Genomic DNA, 23223 nt, shown 5'->3' with positions numbered 1-23223 from the left:
TATTAGAGGATAACAAGTTTCTCTATTTTTTCTACTTTCTTATTTAAAAGATTGGAATGCACAGTAAGTTTATAAATATAAACCCCTTTTCCTATTTTGTCTCCAAAATCGTCTCTTCCATCCCATATTAAATCTCTTGACAAAGAACTTGTTGTTTTTATACCTCCTGTGGTTTGTCCATTTAAGGTTCTTACCAATTTACCTGAAACAGTAAATATCTGTATAGAAACGTCTAAAGGTTCCGAACTATTGTGATTGAACCAAAATTCTGTATAATTTACAAATGGATTTGGGTAATTTAGAACGTTATTTATTACTAAATCTTGGTCTTTATCAAATACAATAAATTGAATTTCTGAAATTGATGAATTGTTGTAAACATCCCATGCCTTAAGAGTTAAAGTATGCAAACCAGGTTCTAAATCTCTAAACGGAAATGACACAACACCTTTTGTATAATCATCAACTTCTGTTTGATAATAATCATTTAAAATAAAAGGATTAGTTTCATCACCATCTAATATAGCTACAATATCATGACCAATACCACTTGCTGTATTTATTCCGTTTAAATCTTCAAGTTTAGCTAATAATGTAGGTTCTTCGTTGGTAATTCCTCCTGAGACAAAATTTTCATCATTCATATATAATGTAATGATTGGTCCAATATTATCTTCGGCTGCATTTTCATTAATCCCTCCTATTCTAACCGTATTCATACTTGCTCCCGATTGATTTTCTGTGAGTTCTTCATTTTTTGAATAAAAGCTCACTTTACCAAACCCAACAGGAACACCTATATCTTTTGGCACTACAAAGTCAAATTCAAATTGACCATTATTTACAGATGCCTGCCCTCTGAAAATGATTTCACCAAGAGTGGTAAAATTTAACTTTACAAGCTCTCCATTTAATCGCGTACGATCATTAGCTAAGGTTTCTCTATCTATAGATTTATCATAAATTGTAGCCGAAAGCGTTCCATTATAATTAGGCAGCACATTGCCAAAAATGTCTGTGACTTCTCCTGCCAATTTTACATAACTTAAGGCTTTCAATGTATCTGTTGCCTGAGCAATAGGCACATCATTTATTTCAGTTAATCTTATGTTTGGTTTCGGAAATGCTAATTTCATTGCTGGATCTCCAATAAAAAATATTAATCTCTTTTGGCTTGCACCAGCAACTGCGGGGTCATTTTTTGCTAACCTTAAGGCTTCTGCCATTGAAGGATATTCGTAATCATTATAAACGTCATTATCACTATAAGAAAACAAATACTGACCCAATGTATTATTAAATGAGATGGCAAAACTTACAAAAATTTGTCTTGTTGTTGTAATTAAACTAATAGCCCCTGCTTGTTTATTCCAGTAAGTAAATTCGCCTGCAGTTTCCCTAAAAGGATTATCAAACCTAGTAAATTCACATGTTACAGTAACAAAACAATTAAGTTTACAGAAATTGCGTAACCCATTCACATCTGGTTTTAACAGAATACGTTCTTCTGCTAAACCATCTTCTCCTCCATGTCCAAAATAATTCACTACCAAAGCTCCGTTATCTATTGCATTAACAATTTCAGTAGTTACCGCTGGATATCTATCACCTCCTGCTGAAGATTCTTGTTGAAAAGCATCAGAGTGAATTTTAACTACATTCATGAATGGTTTTTCCTGAGTTACTAAATTCCCAACATTATCTGTAGTTTCTTGTAATAACCCTTCCCAATCTTTATCAACATCATCAGAAATAACAACAAAATTATTTCTCCAACGCCCAAAAGATTCTTTTGTATAATATGATTCTATTTTATCGACCATTTCTTTAGCACGCTGTGGCGTATCTGCTAAAATTCTACCTACAGCAATATCGAGCCTATCACTGGTAGCCATTGTACCTTCATTTTCGTCCATAAGCCCATAAAAATCATCAGAAACAAAAGAGGTAGCTAAATTAAAACTACCGTATGCATGCCATGAAGGAACAATATTAGTATTATTAGAGATTCTATCTTTATAATCAAATGAACCATCACCAAACAAACACAAGTATTTTAATCTTCTCTCTAGTGTACTGGCATTATCATAAACGTATTTGACCAAGTTTCTAATAGCACCAATATCCTGATTTCCAGAACTAAACTCATTATAAATTTCGTCTAACCCAACTATTTTTACATTTAAATTATATTGATTTCTGTTAATTTGAGCTAAACGTTCTGCTTGAGCAAGGGTATTATTTGGTGTAACAATTATATAATCTATATCTTGAAATTCACCTTGACTATTTTGAAAAATAGTGCCTTTAATATTTTGATTATTTACTACCGTTTTTGAATCTAACTTTGGTTCAAAATAGTCCTGTGGAGTTAAAGCTATATATGTTTTTAAACTTCCTAAAGCAGATGTAAAACTTAAATTTGGGTTTTGATCAATATTTACAAAATTTGAAACGTTATAAATATCAGTAACATTCCATATTTCTGAAATTTGTGATGCATTAGTAATATTATATTGTCCTATACCAGAAGCAGTAGCAACTTCGCTGTTTTCAAATTGAAATTGTTTATCATGAAAATTCAAATTACGTTTAGCCTTTATTGCTATGTAATCTAAATAACCAAGTGTACTAGGGTTGCCTTGATTATCAAAATTAAGCCCAACATTGATACTTGATGAGTTTACATTAACAATACCATTATACGAAGCTCCGCTTGCTAAAGTAGGGTTTGAAACCCCTGGAATTGAAAGCGTAGAAACTGAAAAACCATTAACAGTTACTTCCATAGCACTATCACTTGAAGATGCTGTAGCTACAAGAACTTCTAAACTTATCGGCTCTGTGGTTACTAAATCTGGAAAATTGAATGTGAATTCTTTATTGTTTTCAACATCAAATCTATCTCCAAACCAGCGTCGTCCTAAAGAAAGTAAATTATATTCGTCAACCTCATGATATTGATAATCTTCAAAGGTGTTAATAACCATATCTACTGTTCCTGTAGGTTGAACAAATGGTTCAATTCTTTTTCCATTACCAGAACTTACGTTTATATAATAGTATGTTTTATCTGTATAACAATTAATATGTGTTCTACTATCTGAATTGTATCCTTTTGGACCTTGTGCATAAAATAGTATATGGTCATCATTATCTAATACACCATCTTCTTCACCTACAAATTTTATAGCATTTTCTGGAACATCAAAAGGATATTCCACTGCATTAGAAAAAGGAATCATACGACCACCATGTCCAAACAATTTTATTGTTCTTGGATCAACATTATTTACATTAACTCCTAAACGCTGTAAAAAACTTTTAGACAACTTAAAAGCACCTGTAGTATCTACATAAAACCGATACCATTCTCCAGTTCTTAAAACTGAATTTGAAATAATTTTTGAGCTTCCAAACGTTTTGTTTGTAGAAAATCTATTAGTATTACTTCCGTTTGTGTAATTTATTTGAAAAGAAGTTACTCTTTTATAGCTTCCATTAACATCTTTAATAATAGGTGAAAGCTGAAAATAGATATACTTTTTATTTCTTGCAATTGAATTTTTTAAAGTATATACTAATTCATTCGGAATAGTATTTAAATCTAAATCTTTTAAATCTGCCCTAGAAATTGCCTGATAAGCAACATTAGTAATGGATACTGAAGACTCATTAACTAAATTATTAGCTTCCCATTGGTCTACAAATTGCAAACCTTCTTCAAAGTTATAGGTGAAATACTCTTTGTTGAAAGAAGGAACTTCAATTGAAAAATTCCCGCCAGAAAGTATTTGCGTGCTTTCCCAAAGAATACTGTATTTTTTTTGTTGTGCAAATAAAACTGTTGAAGAAATCAACAATAAAAAAATAATTTTCTCTTTCATTACAAAGTAAACGTCTTTAAGGCTTTGTTATTATTAAAAGCATAACATTTTTAAAACTACACCAAAAATACGATAATAATTTGGTAAAATACACGTTAATACATGACAAAACGGTGCTTCAAAACAGCAAAAACATCGTTGTAATGTATTAAAAACAGGATGAAATACACTTTTTTTTGGTTAAAATGCAAAAAATAGCTTGTGTTATTCGGTTTAATTCTTATATTGCAGCACCAAAAATATTATTAGCTTACTTAAAAGTATGGATATGAAAAAAATAGTAGCATTAAAGATTGTATTGGTTTTGGCTATAACATTAGCCTTTACTGGTTGTAAAAAATCTTCTAGTTCAAAAAATAGTTCCAGAGCTACCGGATGGCAAATCAACTCAAAAGAAGGTGGTTTCCAATATAACACAGACTTCAAAGAACAAGAAACTTCTCCTGGATTAGTTTTTGTAGAAGGAGGTACCTTTACAAAAGGTAGAGTTCAAGATGATGTTATGCATGATTGGAACAATAGTCCAAATCAGCAACACGTTCAGTCTTTCTATATGGACGAAACCGAAGTAACTAACGCCATGTATTTGGAGTATTTAGATTGGTTAAAAAGAACATACCCACCATCAGAAGACATCTACAGAGCTATTTATCATGGTGCTTTACCAGACACATTGGTTTGGAGAAACCGTTTAGGTTTTAATGAAGTTATGACAGAAAACTATTTACGTCACCCAGGTTATGGAGAATATCCTGTTGTTGGTGTAAGCTGGATTCAAGCTGTAGAATTTGCTAACTGGCGTTCAGACCGTGTTAATGAATACAATTTAGAAAAAGCTGGTTATTTAAAACGTGATGCAAAAGTTACCGATGTAAATGCAGAACAAACATTTAATACCGATACATACATTAATGCGCCTACACTAACTTATGGTGGTAATGAAGAAATTATTAATGGTGAAAAGCGTAATAAGAAATTTGTAAGAACTGATGCCGAAGGTAACGAATCTAATATTTATGCTACTCGTGAAACTGGTTTAATTTCGCCTAAGTATAGGCTACCAACTGAAACAGAATGGGAATATGCCGCTTTAGGGTTAAGTGAAATTAGAAATTACAATTTATACCGTGGACGTAAAAAATATCCTTGGGACGGACAATATACTCGTTCTGGAAAACGTAAAACTCGTGGAGACCAAAAAGCTAACTTTAAACAAGGAAAAGGTGATTATGGCGGAATTGCAGGATGGTCTGATGATGGTGCTGATATTACAAATGCTGTAAAATCATATGAACCTAATGATTTTGGTTTATACGATATGGCAGGTAATGTTGCTGAATGGGTTGCAGATGTTTACAGACCTATTGTAGATGATGAATTTAACGATTTTAACTACTATCGTGGTAATGTTTATACTAAAAATGCATTAAATGAAGATGGATCAGTTAAAGTTGTTACATCTGATGATATAGTTTACGATACATTATCAAACGGAAAAGTAGTAGCTAGAAATTTACCTGGTGAAATATTACAAGTTCCTGTTGATGACAATGAAACTTATTTAAGAACAAACTTTGATAAGAGTAATGAAATAAACTTTAGAGATGGAGACAAGCGTTCTTCACGTTATTTTGAAAGCTTTAACGATGATGAAGAAGAAGGAGAAGCAGAAAGCGATACAAGAAAAATGTATAACTCTCCTAAGCATACCATTACTAGAGATTCTTTAGGAAACATTATTAGAGAATACGACAAAAGAAATAACAGAACTTCTTTAATTAATGACGAAGTTAGAGTTTATAAAGGTGGTTCTTGGAAAGACAGAGAGTATTGGTTAGATCCAGCTCAAAGACGTTATTTCCCTCAAGATATGGCTACAGATTATATTGGTTTTAGATGTGCTATGTCTCGTGTAGGATCTAAAAGCAAAGCAAAAAATAAAACAAAAAACTAAATAGTTTTTTCTAATAAAGATTTAAAAGTCCTAGCGTTTGTTAGGACTTTTTTTAATACATTTAATTTTATAATTAAGACTTATCTAATAATTGAAAATAGAAGTATTACATCAACTTTTTTTAAAATGTAACTCGGTATGCACCGATACTAGAAAAATTCAAAAAAATGATATTTTTTTTGCTCTTAAAGGCGAAAACTTTAATGGCAACACTTATGCTAAGAAAGCTATTGAATTAGGAGCAAAATATGCCGTTGTAGATGAAGCACAGTTTAACAATCAAGCAGAAACTATTTTAGTAAATGATGTTTTAGAAACTCTTCAAAAGTTAGCCTCATTTCATAGAAATTATTTAAAAATTCCAATAATTGCTTTAACTGGTAGTAATGGCAAAACAACCACTAAAGAGCTTATTAATTCTGTGCTATCACAAAAGTTTAAAACCACAGCTACTATTGGTAATTTGAATAATCATATTGGTGTTCCGCTTACGCTTCTTTCTATGACAAAAGACACTGAAATTGGTATTGTAGAAATGGGTGCCAATCATAAAAAAGAAATTGAGTTTTTATGTACTATCGCACAACCAGATTATGGTTATATAACAAATTTTGGTAAAGCCCATTTAGAAGGTTTTGGTGGGGTTGAAGGTGTTATAAAAGGTAAAAGCGAAATGTATGATTACTTAATTACAAACAACAAAATTGCTTTTGTAAATGCTAAAGATTCTATTCAAGTTGAAAAAACTAAAAATGCTAATACCTTTTCGTTTGGAAATGAAAAAGAAGATGTTTGTATTGATTTTATTTCGGCTAAACCTTTTGTTATATGTCATTATAATGGAACAAATATAGAAAGTCAGCTTATTGGCTCTTATAACTTCAACAATATTGCAGCAGCTATTGCAATTGGAAATTATTTTAAGGTTAAAGACAACGATATAAAAACTGCTATAGAAAATTATATACCTTCTAATAACAGGTCTCAAATAATAAATAAAGACTCAAACAAAATTATTTTAGATGCTTACAATGCAAACCCATCAAGCATGCATGCTGCTTTATCCAATTTTGAAAATCAAATCGGATACAAAACCGCTATTTTAGGTGATATGTTTGAACTTGGTGATGATGCAGAAGTAGAACACCAAAATATAGTAGACTTTGCTACTTCATTAAAAATAGATCAGCTTATTTTTATTGGTGAAAATTTTTATCAATCTAAAACAAACTCAAATAAAGCTAGAAAGTATAAAACCTTTGAAGATTTTAAAAACGATTTTAATGTATCTGAAATAGAAAACAACACTCTACTTATTAAAGGCTCAAGAGGTATGGCTTTGGAACGTATTTTAGAATTATTATAAACTTAGAAAACTTATATAAAATAAAAAATCCTAAAGTAAATACTTTAGGATTTTTTTGTGGGCGCGAAGGGATTCGAACCCCTGACCCCTTGGGTGTAAACCAAGTGCTCTGAACCAACTGAGCTACGCGCCCTCTAAATTGGACTGCAAATATAACCTAGTTTTTAATACTGCAAAAACTTTTTTAAAAAAAAATTAAATTATTTCTGCTACAACAAAAGTACTACCTCCAATGAAAACTAAATCTGTAGTTTTTGAATTTTCTAATGCTGTTTTATAAGCCTCATTAACTGAGCTATATGTATCTCCCTTTAATCCATGATCATTAAAATACCGTTTTAATTCAATCGCATCTAAACCTCGAGGTATATTTGGCTTACAAAAATAATATGTGGCGGTTTTTGGTAATAAGTCTATAATAGAACTTAAATCCTTATCATTTACAACTCCAAAAACAACATGTAGTGATTTATATACTTCTTTTTTAAGCTGCTTCATCACATAAGTCAACCCATCTTTATTATGTCCTGTGTCACAAACCACTTTAGGGTTTTCGTTTAAAATTTGCCAGCGCCCTAATAAGCCGGTGTTTTTAACAACATTAAGCAAACCAATTTCTAAATGTTTTAGAGTTATTTTAAATCCTTTATTTTGAAGTTCCTTAATAGCTTGTATAACCGTTTTAATATTTTTTACTTGGTAATCTCCCAGTAAATCAGATTGATATTCTTCTGAAATATTTTTATCAGCAAATGTAATTTTAGAATTATTCTTTTTAGCTATTTCTTTAAAAACAGGTAATGTTTCTTTTTGAGTTTCGCCAATAACAACAGGAATATTAGGTTTTATTATCCCGCCTTTTTCAAAAGCTATCTCTTTTAACGTATTACCCAAAAACTGCGTATGATCTAAACCAATATTTGTGATGACTGAAACTTCTGGAATTATAATATTTGTAGAATCTAATCTACCACCAAGTCCTACCTCTATAACAGCAATATCAACTTTTTGTTTAGAAAAATAATCAAACGCCATTCCAACGGTCATTTCAAAAAATGACAATTTATTTGCATCAAAAAAAGCTTTGTTCCGCTTTATAAAACCAGTAACAAATTGTTTACTTACAACTTGCCCATTTATTCTAATGCGTTCACGAAAGTCCTTTAAATGTGGTGATGTATATAACCCAACTTTGTATCCTACTTCTTGAAGAATCGATGCCAGCATATGACTTGTAGAACCTTTCCCGTTGGTTCCTGCAACATGAATTGACTTGAAGTTTTTATGTGGAAAATTTAAATGTTCGGCTAACTTTAAAGTATTAGTTAAATCTTTTTTAAAAGCCGTTTTACCTTGTTTTTGATACATTGGTAGTTGTGCGAACATCCAATCTAAAGTATCTAGATACGTCATGTATTACTGACCTAATTTGAAGTTTACTTTTACAAAACCGATTTGTTTTGCAGGTGCTTTAGAATCTGCTGGCCATTTGTGTGAAAGTGCAATTTTTTTAGCAGGCTCCAGCAAACATTGTGATGTATTGGTTGTTCCTTTAACACCAGGTACTGCTTCAATAACATTTCCGCTTTGATTCACAATAATTTTTACAATTACCATTCCCGATTCATTACAATCTTGTCTAAGCGTTTTATAGGTTGCTCTACCTCTACCATTTAAACCATAACCAACGCCTCCGCTTCCTGTTCCTTGTCCACCAAAATAACTAGGCGCATAAGGATCGCCGTCTAATTGCCCTTTATCTCCTGCTCTATTATCGTTCCCTTCACTACCAGAAGTAGTACCATCAGATTTACTAACACCTCCAATTAAAGCATCTAGTTTTTTCTTTTTTTCTTCTTGCTCTCGTTTTTCTTTCGCTATTCTATCTGCTTCCGCTTTTGCTTTAGCATCTGCAATAGCTTTTGCCTTTGCCTCGGCTTCTTTTTGTTTTTTTATAGCAATTTCCTCGGCATTATCTGCAGTTAATACTTCTTCTTTTACCTCGGAAGATGTTGTAGGTTCTGCTTTTGAAACTTCAGGTTGTGGAGGTTCGTTAATTTCTTGAGGCGTAGATTTTACAGGTTCTTTTGGCTGAACATTACCTTTACCAAAATTGGTATTACCAAAATTTACTGCTACACCATATTCTTCTGGTGGATCCATATAAGTTGTACCCACAACAAACAACAAAAGCAATATAATAACAGTTATTAATGCTGTTAATTTTGCTGAATTTTGCTCATGTTTTGTTTCGAAGTATTTCATTATTTTGGCTTTACAGCTAAAATTACTTTAAACTTATTTCGGTTAGCAATATCCATAACCTTAACCACATTTTCAACAGGTACAGATTTTTCTGCTCTTAAAACAATAGTTGGTTTTTCTTGTGATGAAAGTGCTGCAAGCAATTCATTTTCAAGAACACTTTCTCCAACTCGTTTTTGGTCTATATAATAAGTTAAATCTTTTTTAATACTTACTGCAACAGACTTTTTATTTTCTGTTTTACCACTTGCTTTTGGTAATAAAATGTCGATTGCATTTGTGGTAACAAGTGTGGAAGCTATCATAAAAAAGATAAGTAGCAAGAATACAATATCTGTCATAGAAGACATATTGAATTCTGGTGTTACTTTATTTCTTCCTCTAAAGTTCATATTATGTAGGTTCGTTTAAATGATCTAAAAATTCTAATGAATTTGCCTCCATTTGATAAACTACTTTATCAGTCTTAACAACTAAATGATTGTATGCCATATAAGCTACAATACCCACAATTAAACCTGCAACTGTAGTTGTCATAGCAGTATATAAACCTCCTGCTAAAACATCCATTTCAATAGTTCCTCCGGCGTTAGCCAATTCAAATATTGCTAATATCATTCCAATTACTGTACCAAGAAACCCTATCATTGGAGCTGCTCCAGAAATAGTTGCCAGAATACTTACATTTTTTTCTAATCCGTAAATCTCTAAACGTCCTGCATTTTCAATAGCTGTATTAATATCTGCCAAAGGTTTTCCTATTCTAGAAATCCCTTTACCAATTAATCTGGATACTGGCGAATTTACTTGAGCACAAAGCATTTGAGCAGAATCAATTTTACCATTACTTACATGGTCTTTTATTTGATTCATAAAATTAGCATCAACCTGCGAAGCTGCTTTTATAGCAAATATGCGTTCAAAATAAATATAAATAGCTGCAACTAGTAATAAAAACAACAGAGCTATTATAACTTGTCCTGCAACACCACCACTACTAATTAATTCTATTATAGAAATTGTTTTTTCAACAGATTCTCCATCTGTTAACAATTCAGAGCCTTCCTGTGTATCTTGTAATAATATGTTTAGCATATAATTTTAAATGTTTGAATTGTATAACGTATCTTTTTGTGTTTAATTATATTAAAACAATGTTCTTGTTACCATAAAGGCTGCAGCTCCTACAAGAAACCCTGCTAAAGCTAACCAAGAAATCTTTTTTAGGTACCAGAAAAAATCAATTTTTTCCATACCCATTGCCACAACACCAGCTGCCGAACCTATAATTAACATACTACCTCCTGTACCAGCAGAATACGCTATAAAATGCCACAATTCATTATCGATAGGTTCAGAGAACATCCCTAAACTTGCTGCTACTAACGGCACATTATCTATTACCGCAGAACCTACACCTAATAAAAGCACAACTAAATCTGATACGCCTCCGTGATGTAACTCAGTACCAAGCATTGGCATGGTGTCTTGTAATGATGCTGCAAAACCAAATAAAATCCCTAAAGATTCTAAGGCTGCAACTGCCATTAATATACCTAAGAAGAATAAAATACTTGGTAATTCTATTTTAGATAAGGAATGATGCACAGGGCTATGGTGTGCATGAGCATCACTTTCCTTAGCATCAACTGATGTCATACTAAACTTAGAACTACTGTAAATTTCAGCAAAAACTGCAACTACACCTAAAGATAACATCATACCAACATAAGGAGGTAAATGCGTTATTACCTTAAAAATAGGCACAAAAATAATAGCTCCTAAACCTAGGTACAACATGGTTCCACTAAATCTAGATTTTTCTTTTTCTATAACTTCTTCTACTTCTAATTCGCCTTTAAACGCTGGTAAAAAAGATGCTATTGCAGATGGTACTGCCATACATAATAAAGATGGTATAAATAAATAGCCTATTAAATGACCCGTGGTTACTTTTTTACCAATCCAAAGCATAGTTGTGGTTACATCACCAATTGGAGACCATGCTCCACCTGCATTTGCAGCAATAATAATTAAACCTGCATACCATATTCTAACACTTCTATCTTTTACTATTTTTTGTAGAATAGATATAAGTACAATTGTAGCTGTAAGATTATCGATTATAGCAGATAAAATAAACGCTAAAATTGAAAAAATCCATAATATTTTTACTTTACTTTTGGTCTTAATAAAGTTTTTAATTGTTGAAAACCCATCAAAGTAATCTATAATTTCAACAATGGTCATAGCTCCTAAAAGAAACACTAATATCTCGGAAGTTTTACCTAAATGATGTAATAAGGTTTCTTCCATGAGATGCATTTTATCTTCAAGCGAATAATCTCCAAAACCTTCTAACAAGGAGTGTTTTCCTGAATCAAACCACTGCGGGAAAGCATCGATACCTAAAGCAATTAATGCCCAACATATAGCCATCATAACTAACGCGGGTATTAACTTGTCTATTTTTATACTATGCTCTAAAGTAATGGCTAAATACCCCATTACAAATACCAAAATAATTGCTGCTTCCATAAATTCTCTTTTAAATAAGTTGTTTTAGTGCTATCTCAAATGCAGTGGCACTAATCTCTGTTTTTGATTTGTTTTTATTATAAATTTTTTGAATTGCTTTCTTAATTGTTTCAGATATATCATTAAATATAGCTTCGTCTGTCATTTGTACACGACGCTCCATAAAATAGGCAAAAACACGAGCTATACCGCAATTTGATATAAAATCTGGAATTAAACTCACTTTATAATCGGTATGCTCCATAATGGGTCCGAAGAAAATTTCTTTATCTGCAAAAGGCACATTAGCACCACAAGAAATAACTTCTAAACCGCTATCAATCATTTCGTCTATTTGATGAATAGTGATTAATCGTGACGCTGCACAAGGTGCAAAAATTTCTGTTTGTATAGACCAAATTCTCTCATTAATTTCATTAAAAGGAATTAAATTATCCGCCACTAAACTATTCCCTTTTTTGGCTAGAAACAAGTTAGTGATTTCTTCAAAAGTAAAACCATCTTCATTAATTAATCCGCCTACAATATCAATTATACCCACTATTTTGGCTCCCATTTGCGATAAATAAAAAGCTGCTGCTGCTCCCACATTTCCAAAACCTTGAACTACGGCACGCTTACCTTTTATACTACCACCATAAACATTATAATACTGTTTTACAGCTTCGGCAACTCCAAAACCTGTAATCATATCAGATATTGTATATTTTTTTGAAACACTAGGTGTGTAATCAGGATTTTCGATAACCTTAATTACACCTTGTCTTAATTGACCTATTCTATTTATCTTATCAGCTTCAGTGGGTTTAAAATGCCCATTAAAAACACCTTCTTGCGGATGCCAAACACCACTTTCTTCAGTAATTGGAATAACTTCATGAATTTCATCTACATTTAAATCGCCTCCGGTTCCATAATAACTTTTAAGCAATGGAGATACGGCACTATACCAACGTTCTAAAACACCTTTTTTTCTTGGGTCTTGTGGGTCGAAATTAATACCAGACTTAGCACCACCAATAGGAGGACCAGAGACAGTAAATTTAATCTCCATAGTTTTTGCTAACGATAAAACTTCGTTCATATCAAGTCCTTTTCGCATTCTTGTTCCACCACCAGCAGCTCCTCCTCGTAATGAATTTATAACCACCCATCCTTCTGCCTCGGTTTCAGAATCTTTCCAATTAAAAACAATTTCTGGCTCTTTATTTTCGTACTTTTTTAATAATTCTTTCATCAATATTATATTATGATTCGTTTTAGCTTACAATTAATTTTTGGGAATTTTAACTGAAGTGTTGCTAAAGCTGATTCATAAGGAAAGTATTAAATTAGTAAGTAACAAATATAAAAAACTATAAGCCTTTTAGATTAATTTTTTATTAATTTTAAGGTAGATAAATTTTACCAGAACTATGGTCTTTTGTTGCGCCTGTTACGCTTTTTAAGCAATTAACTTGTTTTCTGAGTCTTAACACACCTAAGAGTGCGAAAATTAAAGCTTCTTTATACTCTACAATTTGATTGTTAGGAACCACAATTACATGCTCCGTGTAGGTTTTTAAGCTATTTATTAGATAAGTATTGTAAACGCCTCCGCCAGTAATTAAAACTGTAGCGTTGCTTTTTTTATTAATTTCTGAAGCTATTTGAAATGAAATATGTTCTACGAAAGTTTTTAAAACATCTTTAACTTCTAATTTAAAACTATCAACAAGAGGAAAAACATGCATATTTACCCATTCTAACCCTAAGGATTTTGGATAATTTTCTTTGTAAAACGACAAATTATTTAACTGGTTTAACAATTCCTGATTAATTTTTCCTGTTGATGCTATTTTTCCTTCATCATCATAATTAAAACCAAGTTTACTCACATAATGATTTAAAACAATGTTTACCGGACAAATATCATGCGCAATTCTATTGTCTTCTACTTCCGTTGAAATATTTGCAAAACCTCCTAAATTGATACAATAATCATAATCTAAAAACAATAATTTATCACCTATTGGCACTAATGGCGCACCTTGACCACCAAGTTCAACATCTTGAACTCTAAAATCGCAAACCACTTTCTCACCCAACAAACTTGTTAGGTTTGGTAAATTACCTATTTGGTAAGTTAATTTTTTTTTCGGTTGGTGTAAAGCAGTATGACCATGCGAGCAAACGGCATCAATATTTTCTAAAGTATTTTTTGTGATGAAGTTTTTAATAATACCAGCAAGATATTTAGTGTAATCTACATCAATCTTCTTTAAATCTTCAATAGAAAAAGTTACTAATTTTTTTAATGTATTATACCATTCTTCACTGTAACTTACAGTTTCAGAATGTGTGATTTTAAAATCCCATGAATTGTTAAATTGAAATTTTACCGCAACTAGGTCTATACCATCTAAAGATGTTCCAGACATTACCCCAATAACATTGTATTCACTTTTTTTCATACGAGGTAAAAATAACAATCCCGATTGAAAAATTAACACTAAAAGGCTATATTTGTAAACATTTTTTACCAAATCAATAATATAATTACGAATTATGAATTTTAGTCTTTCAGAAGAACATATGATGATACGCGATGCCGCTCGCGATTTTGCTCAAACCGAATTACTTCCTGGCGTTATAGAACGCGACAACAAACAACAATTCCCAAAAGAATTGGTAAAAAAAATGGGCGATTTAGGATTTTTGGGCATTATGGTAGACCCAAAATACGGCGGAAGCGGTATGGACGCTATCTCGTATGTGCTTATTATGGAAGAATTATCAAAAATTGATGCTTCTGCATCGGTTATTGTTTCTGTAAATAATTCGTTGGTTTGCTATGGTTTGGAAGCTTATGGAACCGAAGAACAAAAACAAAAATATTTAACTAAACTGGCTACAGGCGAGTTTGTTGGTGCATTTTGTTTAAGTGAACCAGAAGCTGGTAGTGATGCTACATCGCAAAAAACTACTGCTATAGATAAAGGTGATCATTACGTTATTAATGGTACCAAAAACTGGATTACTAATGGCGGACGTTCTGATGTGTATTTAGTTATTGCGCAAACCGATAGAGAAAAAGGGCATAAAGGTATTAATGCTTTTATAGTTGAAAAAGGTATGGAAGGTTTTCATATTGGTCCTAAAGAAGACAAACTAGGAATCCGCGGAAGTGACACACACACTCTACAATTTAACGATGTAAAAGTGCCAAAAGAAAATAGAATTGGTGAAGACGGTTTTGGTTTTAAGTTTGCAATGAAAACGCTTTCTGGAGGACGAATTGGAATTGCAGCACAAGCTTTAGGTATTGCTTCTGGCGCTTATGAGTTAGCTTTAAAATACTCGAAAGAACGAAAAGCATTTGGTACCGAAATTTGTAACCATCAGGCTATTGCTTTTAAGTTAGCAGACATGTATACCGATATTGAAGCGGCTAGAATGCTTGTTATGAAAGCTGCTTGGGATAAAGACCAAGGTAACAACTACGATAAATCTAGTGCCATGGCAAAACTGTATGCCAGTAAAGTTGCTATGGAACACACCGTTGAAGCGGTGCAAATACACGGTGGTAATGGTTTTGTTAAAGAATACCATGTAGAACGTTTAATGCGTGATGCAAAAATTACTCAGATTTATGAAGGCACTAGCGAAATTCAAAAAATTGTGATTTCCAGAAGTGTTTTGAGGGAGTAGTTAGCTACTTCTTATTGACTTTGTAAAAAATTTCAACTAACTTCGTTTAACGATTGATATAAGTCATTATAGAACGACTTCATATCATCGCATTACCCCTTTATTATGAAAAAAAACATAGCAGCATTAACAATCTTAGTATTATTCGTTAATTCACTTTGCTATGGACAGAACACCTATACCTATTCGCAACCGAAAGAACTTGGGGACGGATGGAAAACGGAAAATTTAAAATCACAAAACGTTGATACAACACTAATTTATAAGGCATTCAGCCAATTAAAAAACAAAGCAAACGAAATACATAGTGTTTTATTGATAAAAAATGACCGACTGATTATTGAGGAGTATTTTAAAGAACATTCAGCAGACCAACCTCACGACCTTCGTTCTATCACGAAAAGCATAAGGTCAATTTTATTGGGAATCGCAATTGACAAAGGGTTTATTGAAGACATTAACGACCCAATATCAAAATATCTTAAAAATCCTATACCCAAAAAAAATCTCGATAAGAGGAAGAATAACATCACCATCAAAAATCTCTTGACTATGTCCAGCGGACTTGATTGTAACGATTGGAATAAAAAATCAAAAGGACAAGAAGACAAAGTCTATAAAAAAAAGGATTGGCTTCAATATACTCTTGACTTACCAATGGTTAATGAACCAGGGGCATTGTCAAATTACTGTTCAATGGGCGTAGTTTTAATCGCAGAAATAATAAGTCAAGCTTCAGGAATGACAATTGACAAATTCGCTGAGAAATATTTATTCAGTCCTATGGGAATTGATAATGTAAATTGGGGACATACATCGGATAAAGAAATTATACCATCTGGCAAAAGATTATATATGACCTCAAGGGATATGGCAAAAATTGGACAATTGTTACTCAATAAGGGGAAATGGAACGGAAAAAAAATCGTGTCGGAAAATTGGATTAAGGAATCAACTACACCGAAAACCAAAATTACAGGAATTGACTATGGTTATCTTTGGTGGAACATCCCATTTAAAGTAAAGGGCAAAGTTGTTGTTTCCAAAACGGCAACTGGAAATGGAGGTCAGTATATTATGATTCTTCCAGAGTTGGATATGGTTGTTGTATTTACTGGAGGCGCTTATAATTCTCAAGAGGATAAATTACCTTTTGCAATGTTGAATGATATATTCCTTCCGACATTCAACACGGAAAAATAACAAAGGATAATAACGTATATAAAACATAGCTAATAAGTGCTAAACCGAAATATTTGTGCTTATTTGCGAGTCCGCCAAATTTTAAATTTGGCTTTTAAAATAAAAAAATTAAAAACAAAACATAAAAATTCGACTCTGTGTTTATCCGAAAGGTTTGCGTTAATTTATAAGCTACGTTTCATATACCAACAGTCAAACAAACTTCTTTTCCTCGTTAGGTATTGCAATGAAAATCCTTTTTTGAGACTATCAAAACCAAAATATTTTTGGTTGAAGATATCGAAGCGAAGCTTTAAAAAAGATTGCAATGTAAACTCAACCTGGTTCCTAAACTTGTTTCAGGATAAAGGTAACGTCCAAATAATTTAACTTACTTTTTTAACCAATTTACCAACTGTTAACCCTTGCACTAGTATAGAAAACACAACCACTATGTAAGTTATAACCAAAAACAAATCGCGTTCCATAGCTTCGGTTAACCCTAAGGCTAAGGCTATAGAAATTCCACCACGCAATCCGCCCCAAGTCATAATTAAATTGGTTTTTGGCACAAAGTCCAGCTTCTTTTTAAAGAAGTTTATCGGGAATAATAATGATGTATAACGGCAAGCTAATATTATTGGTATAGCAATTAAACCTGCTAAAATATATTTACCATCGTAAGCTAAAACCAGCATTTCCATACCTATTAAAACAAACAGAATTGTGTTTAATAATATGTCTATAAGCTCCCAGAATTTATCTACGTAGCTTTCTGTTATTTCAGACATAGCCGTTCCTCTTACAGTATCGTTACCTACAATTAAACCTGCAGTTACCATAGCTAATGGTGCCGATAAATGAAACTTGTGTGCTAAAACTGTTCCGCCCATAACTGCTGCAAGTGTTATAATAACTTCAATATCATAATCGTCTATAGATTTCATTAATCTGTAAGTTATCCAACCCAAAATACCTCCTAAAATAATACCACCAATAACTTCTTGTCCAAAGAGTTTTATAACATCTAAAACTTCAATATTATCAATTCCTAAAGAGGCTATTTGAAAAATAGTTAAAAACACCACTACCCCAACGCCATCGTTAAACAAAGACTCTCCAACAATTTTAACTTCTAATTTTTTGGGTACACCAGCTTTTTTTAATATTCCCAAAACAGCTATTGGGTCGGTTGGAGAAATTAAAGATCCAAACAATAAACAATAGATAAAATTAACAGGCAAACCAATTATTTTCAGCAAATAAAACATGGTTATTCCCACCAAAAATGTAGATACTAAAACCCCAAAAGTTGCAAACACCAATACAGGCCAACGCTGCACTTTTAGTTGCTGGAAATTAGTATGTAATGCGCCTGCAAACAGCAAGAAACTTAACATAACATCTAATAAAACAGTTTTAAAATCTATTTGCTTTATAATGTAACGTTCGGCATCTAAAAGTGTAGAATCAAAATAACTTAACGCAAAAACACCTAATGTAAAAAGTATGGTAATTAACATTAAACCAATAGTATTTGGCAACTTTAAAAACCTAACATTTATATAGCCAAAAACAGCAGAAAGTAAAACTAATATGGTAAGTATCGAAAAATAATCATTCATTTTAATGAGGTTTAGTTTTGCTAAAATATAGTTTAAAATGTATTTTATCAATTTATGTTAAGTAATGTCAATATTTTCGACTTAAACTATTAGATTCATATCTTTGATAAAAAATATTTTTTATGCAAAAAACATATTATGATCCTGCTGATCTTAAAAAATTTGGAAAGATAAGTGACTGGAATCAAGAATTAGGAGATAAATTTTTTGAATACTACGGAAAAGTCTTTGAAGAAGGTGCGCTTACTGCTCGCGAAAAGTCTTTAATAGCCTTGGCGGTTGCTCATACCATTCAATGTCCATACTGTATTGACGCTTATACTGGAGATGGCTTACAACGTGGCATTACCAAAGAAGAAATGATGGAAGCACTTCATGTAGCTGGCGCTATTCGCGGTGGAGCTTCTTTAGTACACGGTGTGCAAATGATGAATAAAGTGAATAAATTAGAAATGTAAGCAGAGAACCAATTTTGCAGACCAAAATTGTACGAATCGCTTATCCTGAGCAAAGTCGAAGGATCTAAATGAACAAAAAGATTAATGGCAAAAAAATCTCTACACAAACGCGATAGCGAATTAGCAAATAGCAATAGACAATTAGAAATTTTATCAAATGGCATTTTCCAAAATGGAGAATTACCAACTTTTAAAACTAAAATTGCTGAAACCAATCAATTTCCTTTAAAGGCAAAAAAGCTTGAAATCTTACAAATAAATGTTGGGTACATGTGTAATCAGGTTTGTGAGCATTGTCATGTTGATGCTGGTCCAGACCGAAAAGAAATTATGACGCAAGAGACCATGCAACAGTGTTTGGAGGTAATAAAAAATACTGGCGCGCATACCTTAGATTTAACTGGTGGCGCACCAGAAATGAATCCTAATTTTCGTTGGTTTGTAGAAGAAGCTTCAAAAGCTGGTATTAAAGATTTTATAGTGCGTTCTAATTTAACCATTATAAAAGCGAACAAAAAGTATAGTGATTTACCTGAGTTTTTTAAAAAACATAATGTACATGTAGTAAGCTCTATGCCACATTGGACTCGCGGAAAAACAGACAAGCAACGTGGTGATGGTGTTTTTGACAAATCTATTGAAGCCTTAAAAGATTTAAACGCTGTGGGTTATGGCATGCCAGATAGTAATTTGCGTTTAGATTTGGTTTATAATCCTTCTGGTGCATTTTTACCAGGAAATCAAGCCTCTATGGAAAAAGATTTCAAAAAGGCATTAAATGATGATTTTGGTATACAATTTCACAATCTATTTGCGATTACCAATCTACCTATTTCAAGATTTTTAGATTATTTAATTGCATCTGAAAATTACGAAGATTACATGTATGCCTTAGTTGAAGCTTATAACCCAACAGCTGTTGCTAATGTCATGTGCACGAATACCATTTCGGTAAGTTGGGATGGTTATTTATACGATTGCGATTTCAATCAAATGCTTGAATTACCAGTAAACAGTAAAGCAACACATATATCTAAATACAACGAAGAATTGTTAGAAGGTCGCGATATTGTGATTTCTCAACATTGCTATGGTTGTACCGCAGGTGCAGGAAGCAGTTGCCAAGGCGTCGTTGCGTAATAAGTCCCTAAGCCCTCAAATTGTAAACAAAACCTATGAATAAAAGTTTTTTATATATACTCTTGCTATTTTCGGGTGTAGGTTTCGCTCAAGAAACGATTTCAGAATTATTAAAAAAACACAATTCTAAAACCATACCTTACATGTCTGTTCAAGAATTGGCAATGCCAAAAACAGATGCTATTATTCTAGATGCTAGAGAATTGTTTGAATATAAAACCAGTCATTTAAAACATGCCATTCATGTGGGTTACAATACTTTTAATATAGATTCTGTTACGCAAAAACTATTGGATAAAAACTCTAAAACTGTAGTCTATTGCTCTATTGGTATTCGATCTGAAAACATTGCCAAAAAACTTAAAAAAGCAGGCTACAAAAATGTTTACAACCTTTATGGTGGAATTTTTGAATGGAAAAACAATAACTTTAAAGTCTATGACTCTGAAGAACAAGAAACTGAAAATGTACACACATTCAACCAACATTGGAGTAAATGGCTAAAAAAGGGATATAAAATTTATGACTAAAGAACTTATTATTGTTTTTGTAAAAAACATAAAACTAGGAAAAGTTAAAACTCGTTTAGCTAAAACCATAGGTAATCAAGCTGCTTTTGAGGTTTATAGTGAATTGGTGAATGTAACCGAACAAGCTACTAAAAATATCCTGACAGATAAGCGTATTTATTTTTCAGACGCCATAATAGATAGTAAATGGAAAAATGAAACCAAAGCAGTTCAAGAAGGCGTAGATTTAGGTGAACGCATGAAAAATGCTTTTAAAAAAGGGTTTGAAGATGGCTATAATCGAATAGTTTTAATTGGATCTGATTTACCTGAAATTACAAAACATCATATTAATGAAGGCTTAAAAGCTTTAAACAAAAGCGAAGTTGTTTTTGGTCCTGCAGAAGATGGCGGTTATTACTTAGTTGGCCTTAGTAAAATGCATGATTTCATTTTTGAAAATAAGCCGTGGAGTCAATCAAACCTGTTAGAAAAAACACTTCTTGAATTAAACGAAAAACACATAAAATTCAGTACTTTAGTGTCCTTAAATGACATTGATACTTTTGAAGATTTAATAGCTTCAAAATTTTATCAATCAAACTTAACACTTCAACAAAAAATAAATCAATTAAATGATTAAAATAATAGAAGAAACTGTAGAATATTTACAAAGTAAAGGGTTTGAAAGCCCCGAAATAGGAATTATTCTAGGCACAGGATTAGGCAAACTAATAGACGATATAAAAATTATTAAAGAAGTTAGTTATAATCATATTCCAAATTTCCCAACAGCAACTGTAGAATTTCATAAAGGAAAATTAATTTACGGTGAGTTAGCTGGCAAAAAAGCCATCGTAATGCAAGGGCGTTTTCACTTATATGAAGGTTATACGTTACAAGATGTTACGTTTCCTGTTCGCATTATGGAAAAATTAGGTATAAAAACCTTATTAGTTTCCAATGCTGCTGGTGCGGTTAACCTAAACTTTAAAAAAGGGGAACTTATGCTTATAGACGACCACATTAATCTACAAGGCAGTTCTCCATTGGCTTTTAAAGGCGTTTCAAAATTAGGCGAACGTTTTACAGACATGAATCAGCCTTATGATAAAGACATTAACCAAAAATTCGAAGCTATAGCAAAAGCAAACAATATCACACTTCACAAAGGTGTTTATGCTAGTGTTGTTGGACCACAGTTAGAAACTCGTGCAGAGTATCGCATGCTAAAAATTATAGGTTCTGATGCTGTTGGCATGAGTACTGTTCCAGAAGTTATTGTAGCAAACCACTTAAATTTAAAAGTTGCTGCGGTGTCAGTTTTAACAGATGAGTGCGACCCAGATAACCTAAAACCGGTAGACATTAATGATATTATTGCAACCGCTGGAAAAGCTGAACCTAATATGGTAATCCTTTTTAAAGAATTAATAAAAACTATTTAGAAGCAAGACCTATAGAATCAGGAAGAACTACTTCAAAGTCTTGACTCTTTCATCTTGTTTCTCTAATCTAAAAAACATATGAGTTACTTAGAAACCATACACGATGTTTATAAAGAAGCCGCATTAACCCCAGATGTTGGTTTATGTTGTACCACAAACCCAATTTGGGAATTACCAGGATTAAAAATCCCTAGAATCATGCAAGAAATGAATTATGGTTGTGGCTCTACAGTTCATGCTCGCGATTTAACCAACAATCCTAAAACACTTTATGTTGGTGTTGGTGGCGGTATGGAGCTTTTACAATTCGCCTATTTTAACCGTCAAAAAGGTGGTGTTGTAGGTATTGATGTCGTTGATGAAATGCTTGAAGCATCTCGTAAAAATTTTATTGAAGCAGAAGCTCAAAATCCTTGGTTTAAAAGTGATTTTGTTGAGCTTAAAAAAGGGGATGCTATGCATTTACCTGTTGAAGATAACACTATAGACGTAGCTGCACAAAATTGTTTATTCAACATTTTTAAAGCTGATGATTTAAAAAAAGCCATTGCAGAAATGTATCGTGTACTAAAACCACACGGACGTTTAGTAATGAGTGATCCAACTTGCGAACAACCTATGAATGATGAGTTACGCAACGACGAACGCTTACGCGCTTTGTGTCTTAGCGGTAGCTTACCAATTGCGGAATATGTAAAAGCATTAACTGACGCTGGATTTGGAACTATTGAAATTAGAGCTAGAAAACCCTATAGAATTCTAGACCCAAAACATTATCCAACAGATGAGTTAATTTATATAGAATCTATTGAAGTTGCTGCAATAAAAGATCCTATGCCAGAAGACGGCCCATGCATATTCACAGGTAAAGCAGCTATTTATTATGGTGAAGATGATTATTTTGATGATAAAGCTGGACATGTGTTATTAAAAAATCAACCACTTGCTATATGCGACAAAACTGCTGGTGTATTAGCATCGCTTGGTAGAAATGATATTTTTATTAGCGAATCTACTTACCATTATGATGGTGGTGGATGCTGTTAAGTAATACTGCATTTAAAACACTTTTTATAGAAAATCAAATAAACCTAACATACCTAAATTTGTTAGGTTTGTTTTTAATTAAAGACTAACAACAAGTGTTTTAGAAAACATTTT

At 32.4% G+C, this 23223-nt stretch carries 19 protein-coding genes and 1 tRNA gene; 10 read left to right on the top strand and 10 right to left on the bottom strand.

The features are described from left to right. Positions 1-2: 2 nt before the first annotated feature. Complete coding sequence (gene porU, locus MBM09_RS04060; RefSeq protein WP_238675578.1) at positions 3-3887, bottom strand: type IX secretion system sortase PorU; 3885 nt, start codon at positions 3885-3887, stop codon at positions 3-5. A 262-nt stretch (positions 3888-4149) separates the two neighbouring features. Here porU and gldJ point away from each other — a divergent pair, with 262 nt between their 5' ends. After that, positions 4150-5841: a gliding motility lipoprotein GldJ gene (gene gldJ, locus MBM09_RS04055; protein WP_238675577.1), complete on the top strand. Its 1692-nt coding sequence runs from the start codon at positions 4150-4152 to the stop codon at positions 5839-5841. A 91-nt stretch (positions 5842-5932) separates the two neighbouring features. Continuing rightward, positions 5933-7207, top strand: a complete 1275-nt coding sequence (murF, locus tag MBM09_RS04050; RefSeq protein ID WP_238675576.1) for a UDP-N-acetylmuramoyl-tripeptide--D-alanyl-D-alanine ligase — start codon at positions 5933-5935, stop codon at positions 7205-7207. 58 nt (positions 7208-7265) lie between these two features. Here murF and MBM09_RS04045 read toward each other — a convergent pair. The 8 genes from MBM09_RS04045 to MBM09_RS04010 form a co-directional block, all read right to left on the bottom strand. Beyond that, positions 7266-7340: transfer RNA gene (locus tag MBM09_RS04045), tRNA-Val, on the bottom strand. 62 nt (positions 7341-7402) lie between these two features. Then, positions 7403-8620, bottom strand: coding sequence for a folylpolyglutamate synthase/dihydrofolate synthase family protein (locus MBM09_RS04040; protein ID WP_238675575.1), 1218 nt, complete (start codon positions 8618-8620; stop codon positions 7403-7405). A 3-nt stretch (positions 8621-8623) separates the two neighbouring features. After that, positions 8624-9472, bottom strand: coding sequence for an energy transducer TonB (locus MBM09_RS04035; protein ID WP_238675574.1), 849 nt, complete (start codon positions 9470-9472; stop codon positions 8624-8626). Beyond that, the gene (locus MBM09_RS04030) at positions 9472-9864 is read right to left on the bottom strand and encodes a biopolymer transporter ExbD (protein ID WP_238675573.1); all 393 of its coding nucleotides are present in this window, start codon (positions 9862-9864) and stop codon (positions 9472-9474) included. The genes MBM09_RS04035 and MBM09_RS04030 overlap by 1 nt, the downstream gene beginning before the upstream one ends. Position 9865: 1 nt before the next feature. Beyond that, positions 9866-10567, bottom strand: coding sequence for a MotA/TolQ/ExbB proton channel family protein (locus tag MBM09_RS04025; protein WP_238675572.1), 702 nt, complete (start codon positions 10565-10567; stop codon positions 9866-9868). Positions 10568-10618: 51 nt separating this feature from the next. Beyond that, positions 10619-12010: a sodium:proton antiporter NhaD gene (gene nhaD, locus MBM09_RS04020; protein ID WP_238675571.1), complete on the bottom strand. Its 1392-nt coding sequence runs from the start codon at positions 12008-12010 to the stop codon at positions 10619-10621. Positions 12011-12020: 10 nt separating this feature from the next. After that, positions 12021-13247, bottom strand: a complete 1227-nt coding sequence (locus MBM09_RS04015) for a Glu/Leu/Phe/Val dehydrogenase dimerization domain-containing protein (RefSeq protein WP_238675570.1) — start codon at positions 13245-13247, stop codon at positions 12021-12023. 151 nt (positions 13248-13398) lie between these two features. Next, complete coding sequence (locus MBM09_RS04010; RefSeq protein WP_238675569.1) at positions 13399-14463, bottom strand: anhydro-N-acetylmuramic acid kinase; 1065 nt, start codon at positions 14461-14463, stop codon at positions 13399-13401. A gap of 94 nt (positions 14464-14557) precedes the next feature. Between MBM09_RS04010 and MBM09_RS04005 the strand changes: the two genes are divergently transcribed. Both MBM09_RS04005 and MBM09_RS04000 read left to right on the top strand, forming a co-directional pair. Then, positions 14558-15700, top strand: coding sequence for an acyl-CoA dehydrogenase (locus tag MBM09_RS04005; protein ID WP_238675568.1), 1143 nt, complete (start codon positions 14558-14560; stop codon positions 15698-15700). A 105-nt stretch (positions 15701-15805) separates the two neighbouring features. After that, positions 15806-16903, top strand: a complete 1098-nt coding sequence (locus tag MBM09_RS04000; RefSeq protein WP_238675567.1) for a serine hydrolase — start codon at positions 15806-15808, stop codon at positions 16901-16903. A 365-nt stretch (positions 16904-17268) separates the two neighbouring features. Here MBM09_RS04000 and MBM09_RS03995 read toward each other — a convergent pair whose 3' ends face one another. Continuing rightward, positions 17269-18507 (bottom strand): sodium:proton antiporter, encoded by a 1239-nt coding sequence (locus MBM09_RS03995; protein WP_238675566.1) that lies wholly within the window; start codon positions 18505-18507, stop codon positions 17269-17271. Between the two features lie 122 nt (positions 18508-18629). Here MBM09_RS03995 and MBM09_RS03990 point away from each other — a divergent pair, with 122 nt between their 5' ends. The 6 genes from MBM09_RS03990 (at position 18630) to arsM (ending at position 23109) form a co-directional block, all read left to right on the top strand. Further along, complete coding sequence (locus tag MBM09_RS03990; protein ID WP_238675565.1) at positions 18630-18965, top strand: arsenosugar biosynthesis-associated peroxidase-like protein; 336 nt, start codon at positions 18630-18632, stop codon at positions 18963-18965. 84 nt (positions 18966-19049) lie between these two features. Beyond that, a complete protein-coding gene (gene arsS, locus MBM09_RS03985; protein WP_238675564.1) occupies positions 19050-20105 on the top strand; it encodes an arsenosugar biosynthesis radical SAM (seleno)protein ArsS in 1056 nt (351 codons plus the stop codon). Positions 20106-20140: 35 nt separating this feature from the next. Continuing rightward, positions 20141-20635: a rhodanese-like domain-containing protein gene (locus MBM09_RS03980; RefSeq protein ID WP_238675563.1), complete on the top strand. Its 495-nt coding sequence runs from the start codon at positions 20141-20143 to the stop codon at positions 20633-20635. Beyond that, entirely contained in the window at positions 20628-21257 is a 630-nt protein-coding gene (locus MBM09_RS03975) for a TIGR04282 family arsenosugar biosynthesis glycosyltransferase (protein ID WP_238675562.1), read from the top strand. The genes MBM09_RS03980 and MBM09_RS03975 overlap by 8 nt, the downstream gene beginning before the upstream one ends. After that, positions 21250-22062, top strand: a complete 813-nt coding sequence (locus MBM09_RS03970; RefSeq protein WP_238675561.1) for a purine-nucleoside phosphorylase — start codon at positions 21250-21252, stop codon at positions 22060-22062. The genes MBM09_RS03975 and MBM09_RS03970 overlap by 8 nt, the downstream gene beginning before the upstream one ends. A 78-nt stretch (positions 22063-22140) precedes the next feature. Continuing rightward, positions 22141-23109: an arsenosugar biosynthesis arsenite methyltransferase ArsM gene (gene arsM / locus MBM09_RS03965; protein WP_238675560.1), complete on the top strand. Its 969-nt coding sequence runs from the start codon at positions 22141-22143 to the stop codon at positions 23107-23109. Positions 23110-23223 lie beyond the last annotated feature (114 nt).

This window comes from Flaviramulus sp. BrNp1-15 (genome assembly GCF_022259695.1).
GTDB lineage: Bacteria > Bacteroidota > Bacteroidia > Flavobacteriales > Flavobacteriaceae > BrNp1-15.
Note: the sequence above shows the minus strand (reverse complement) of the source record. Positions and strands in the feature narration are given on the sequence as shown.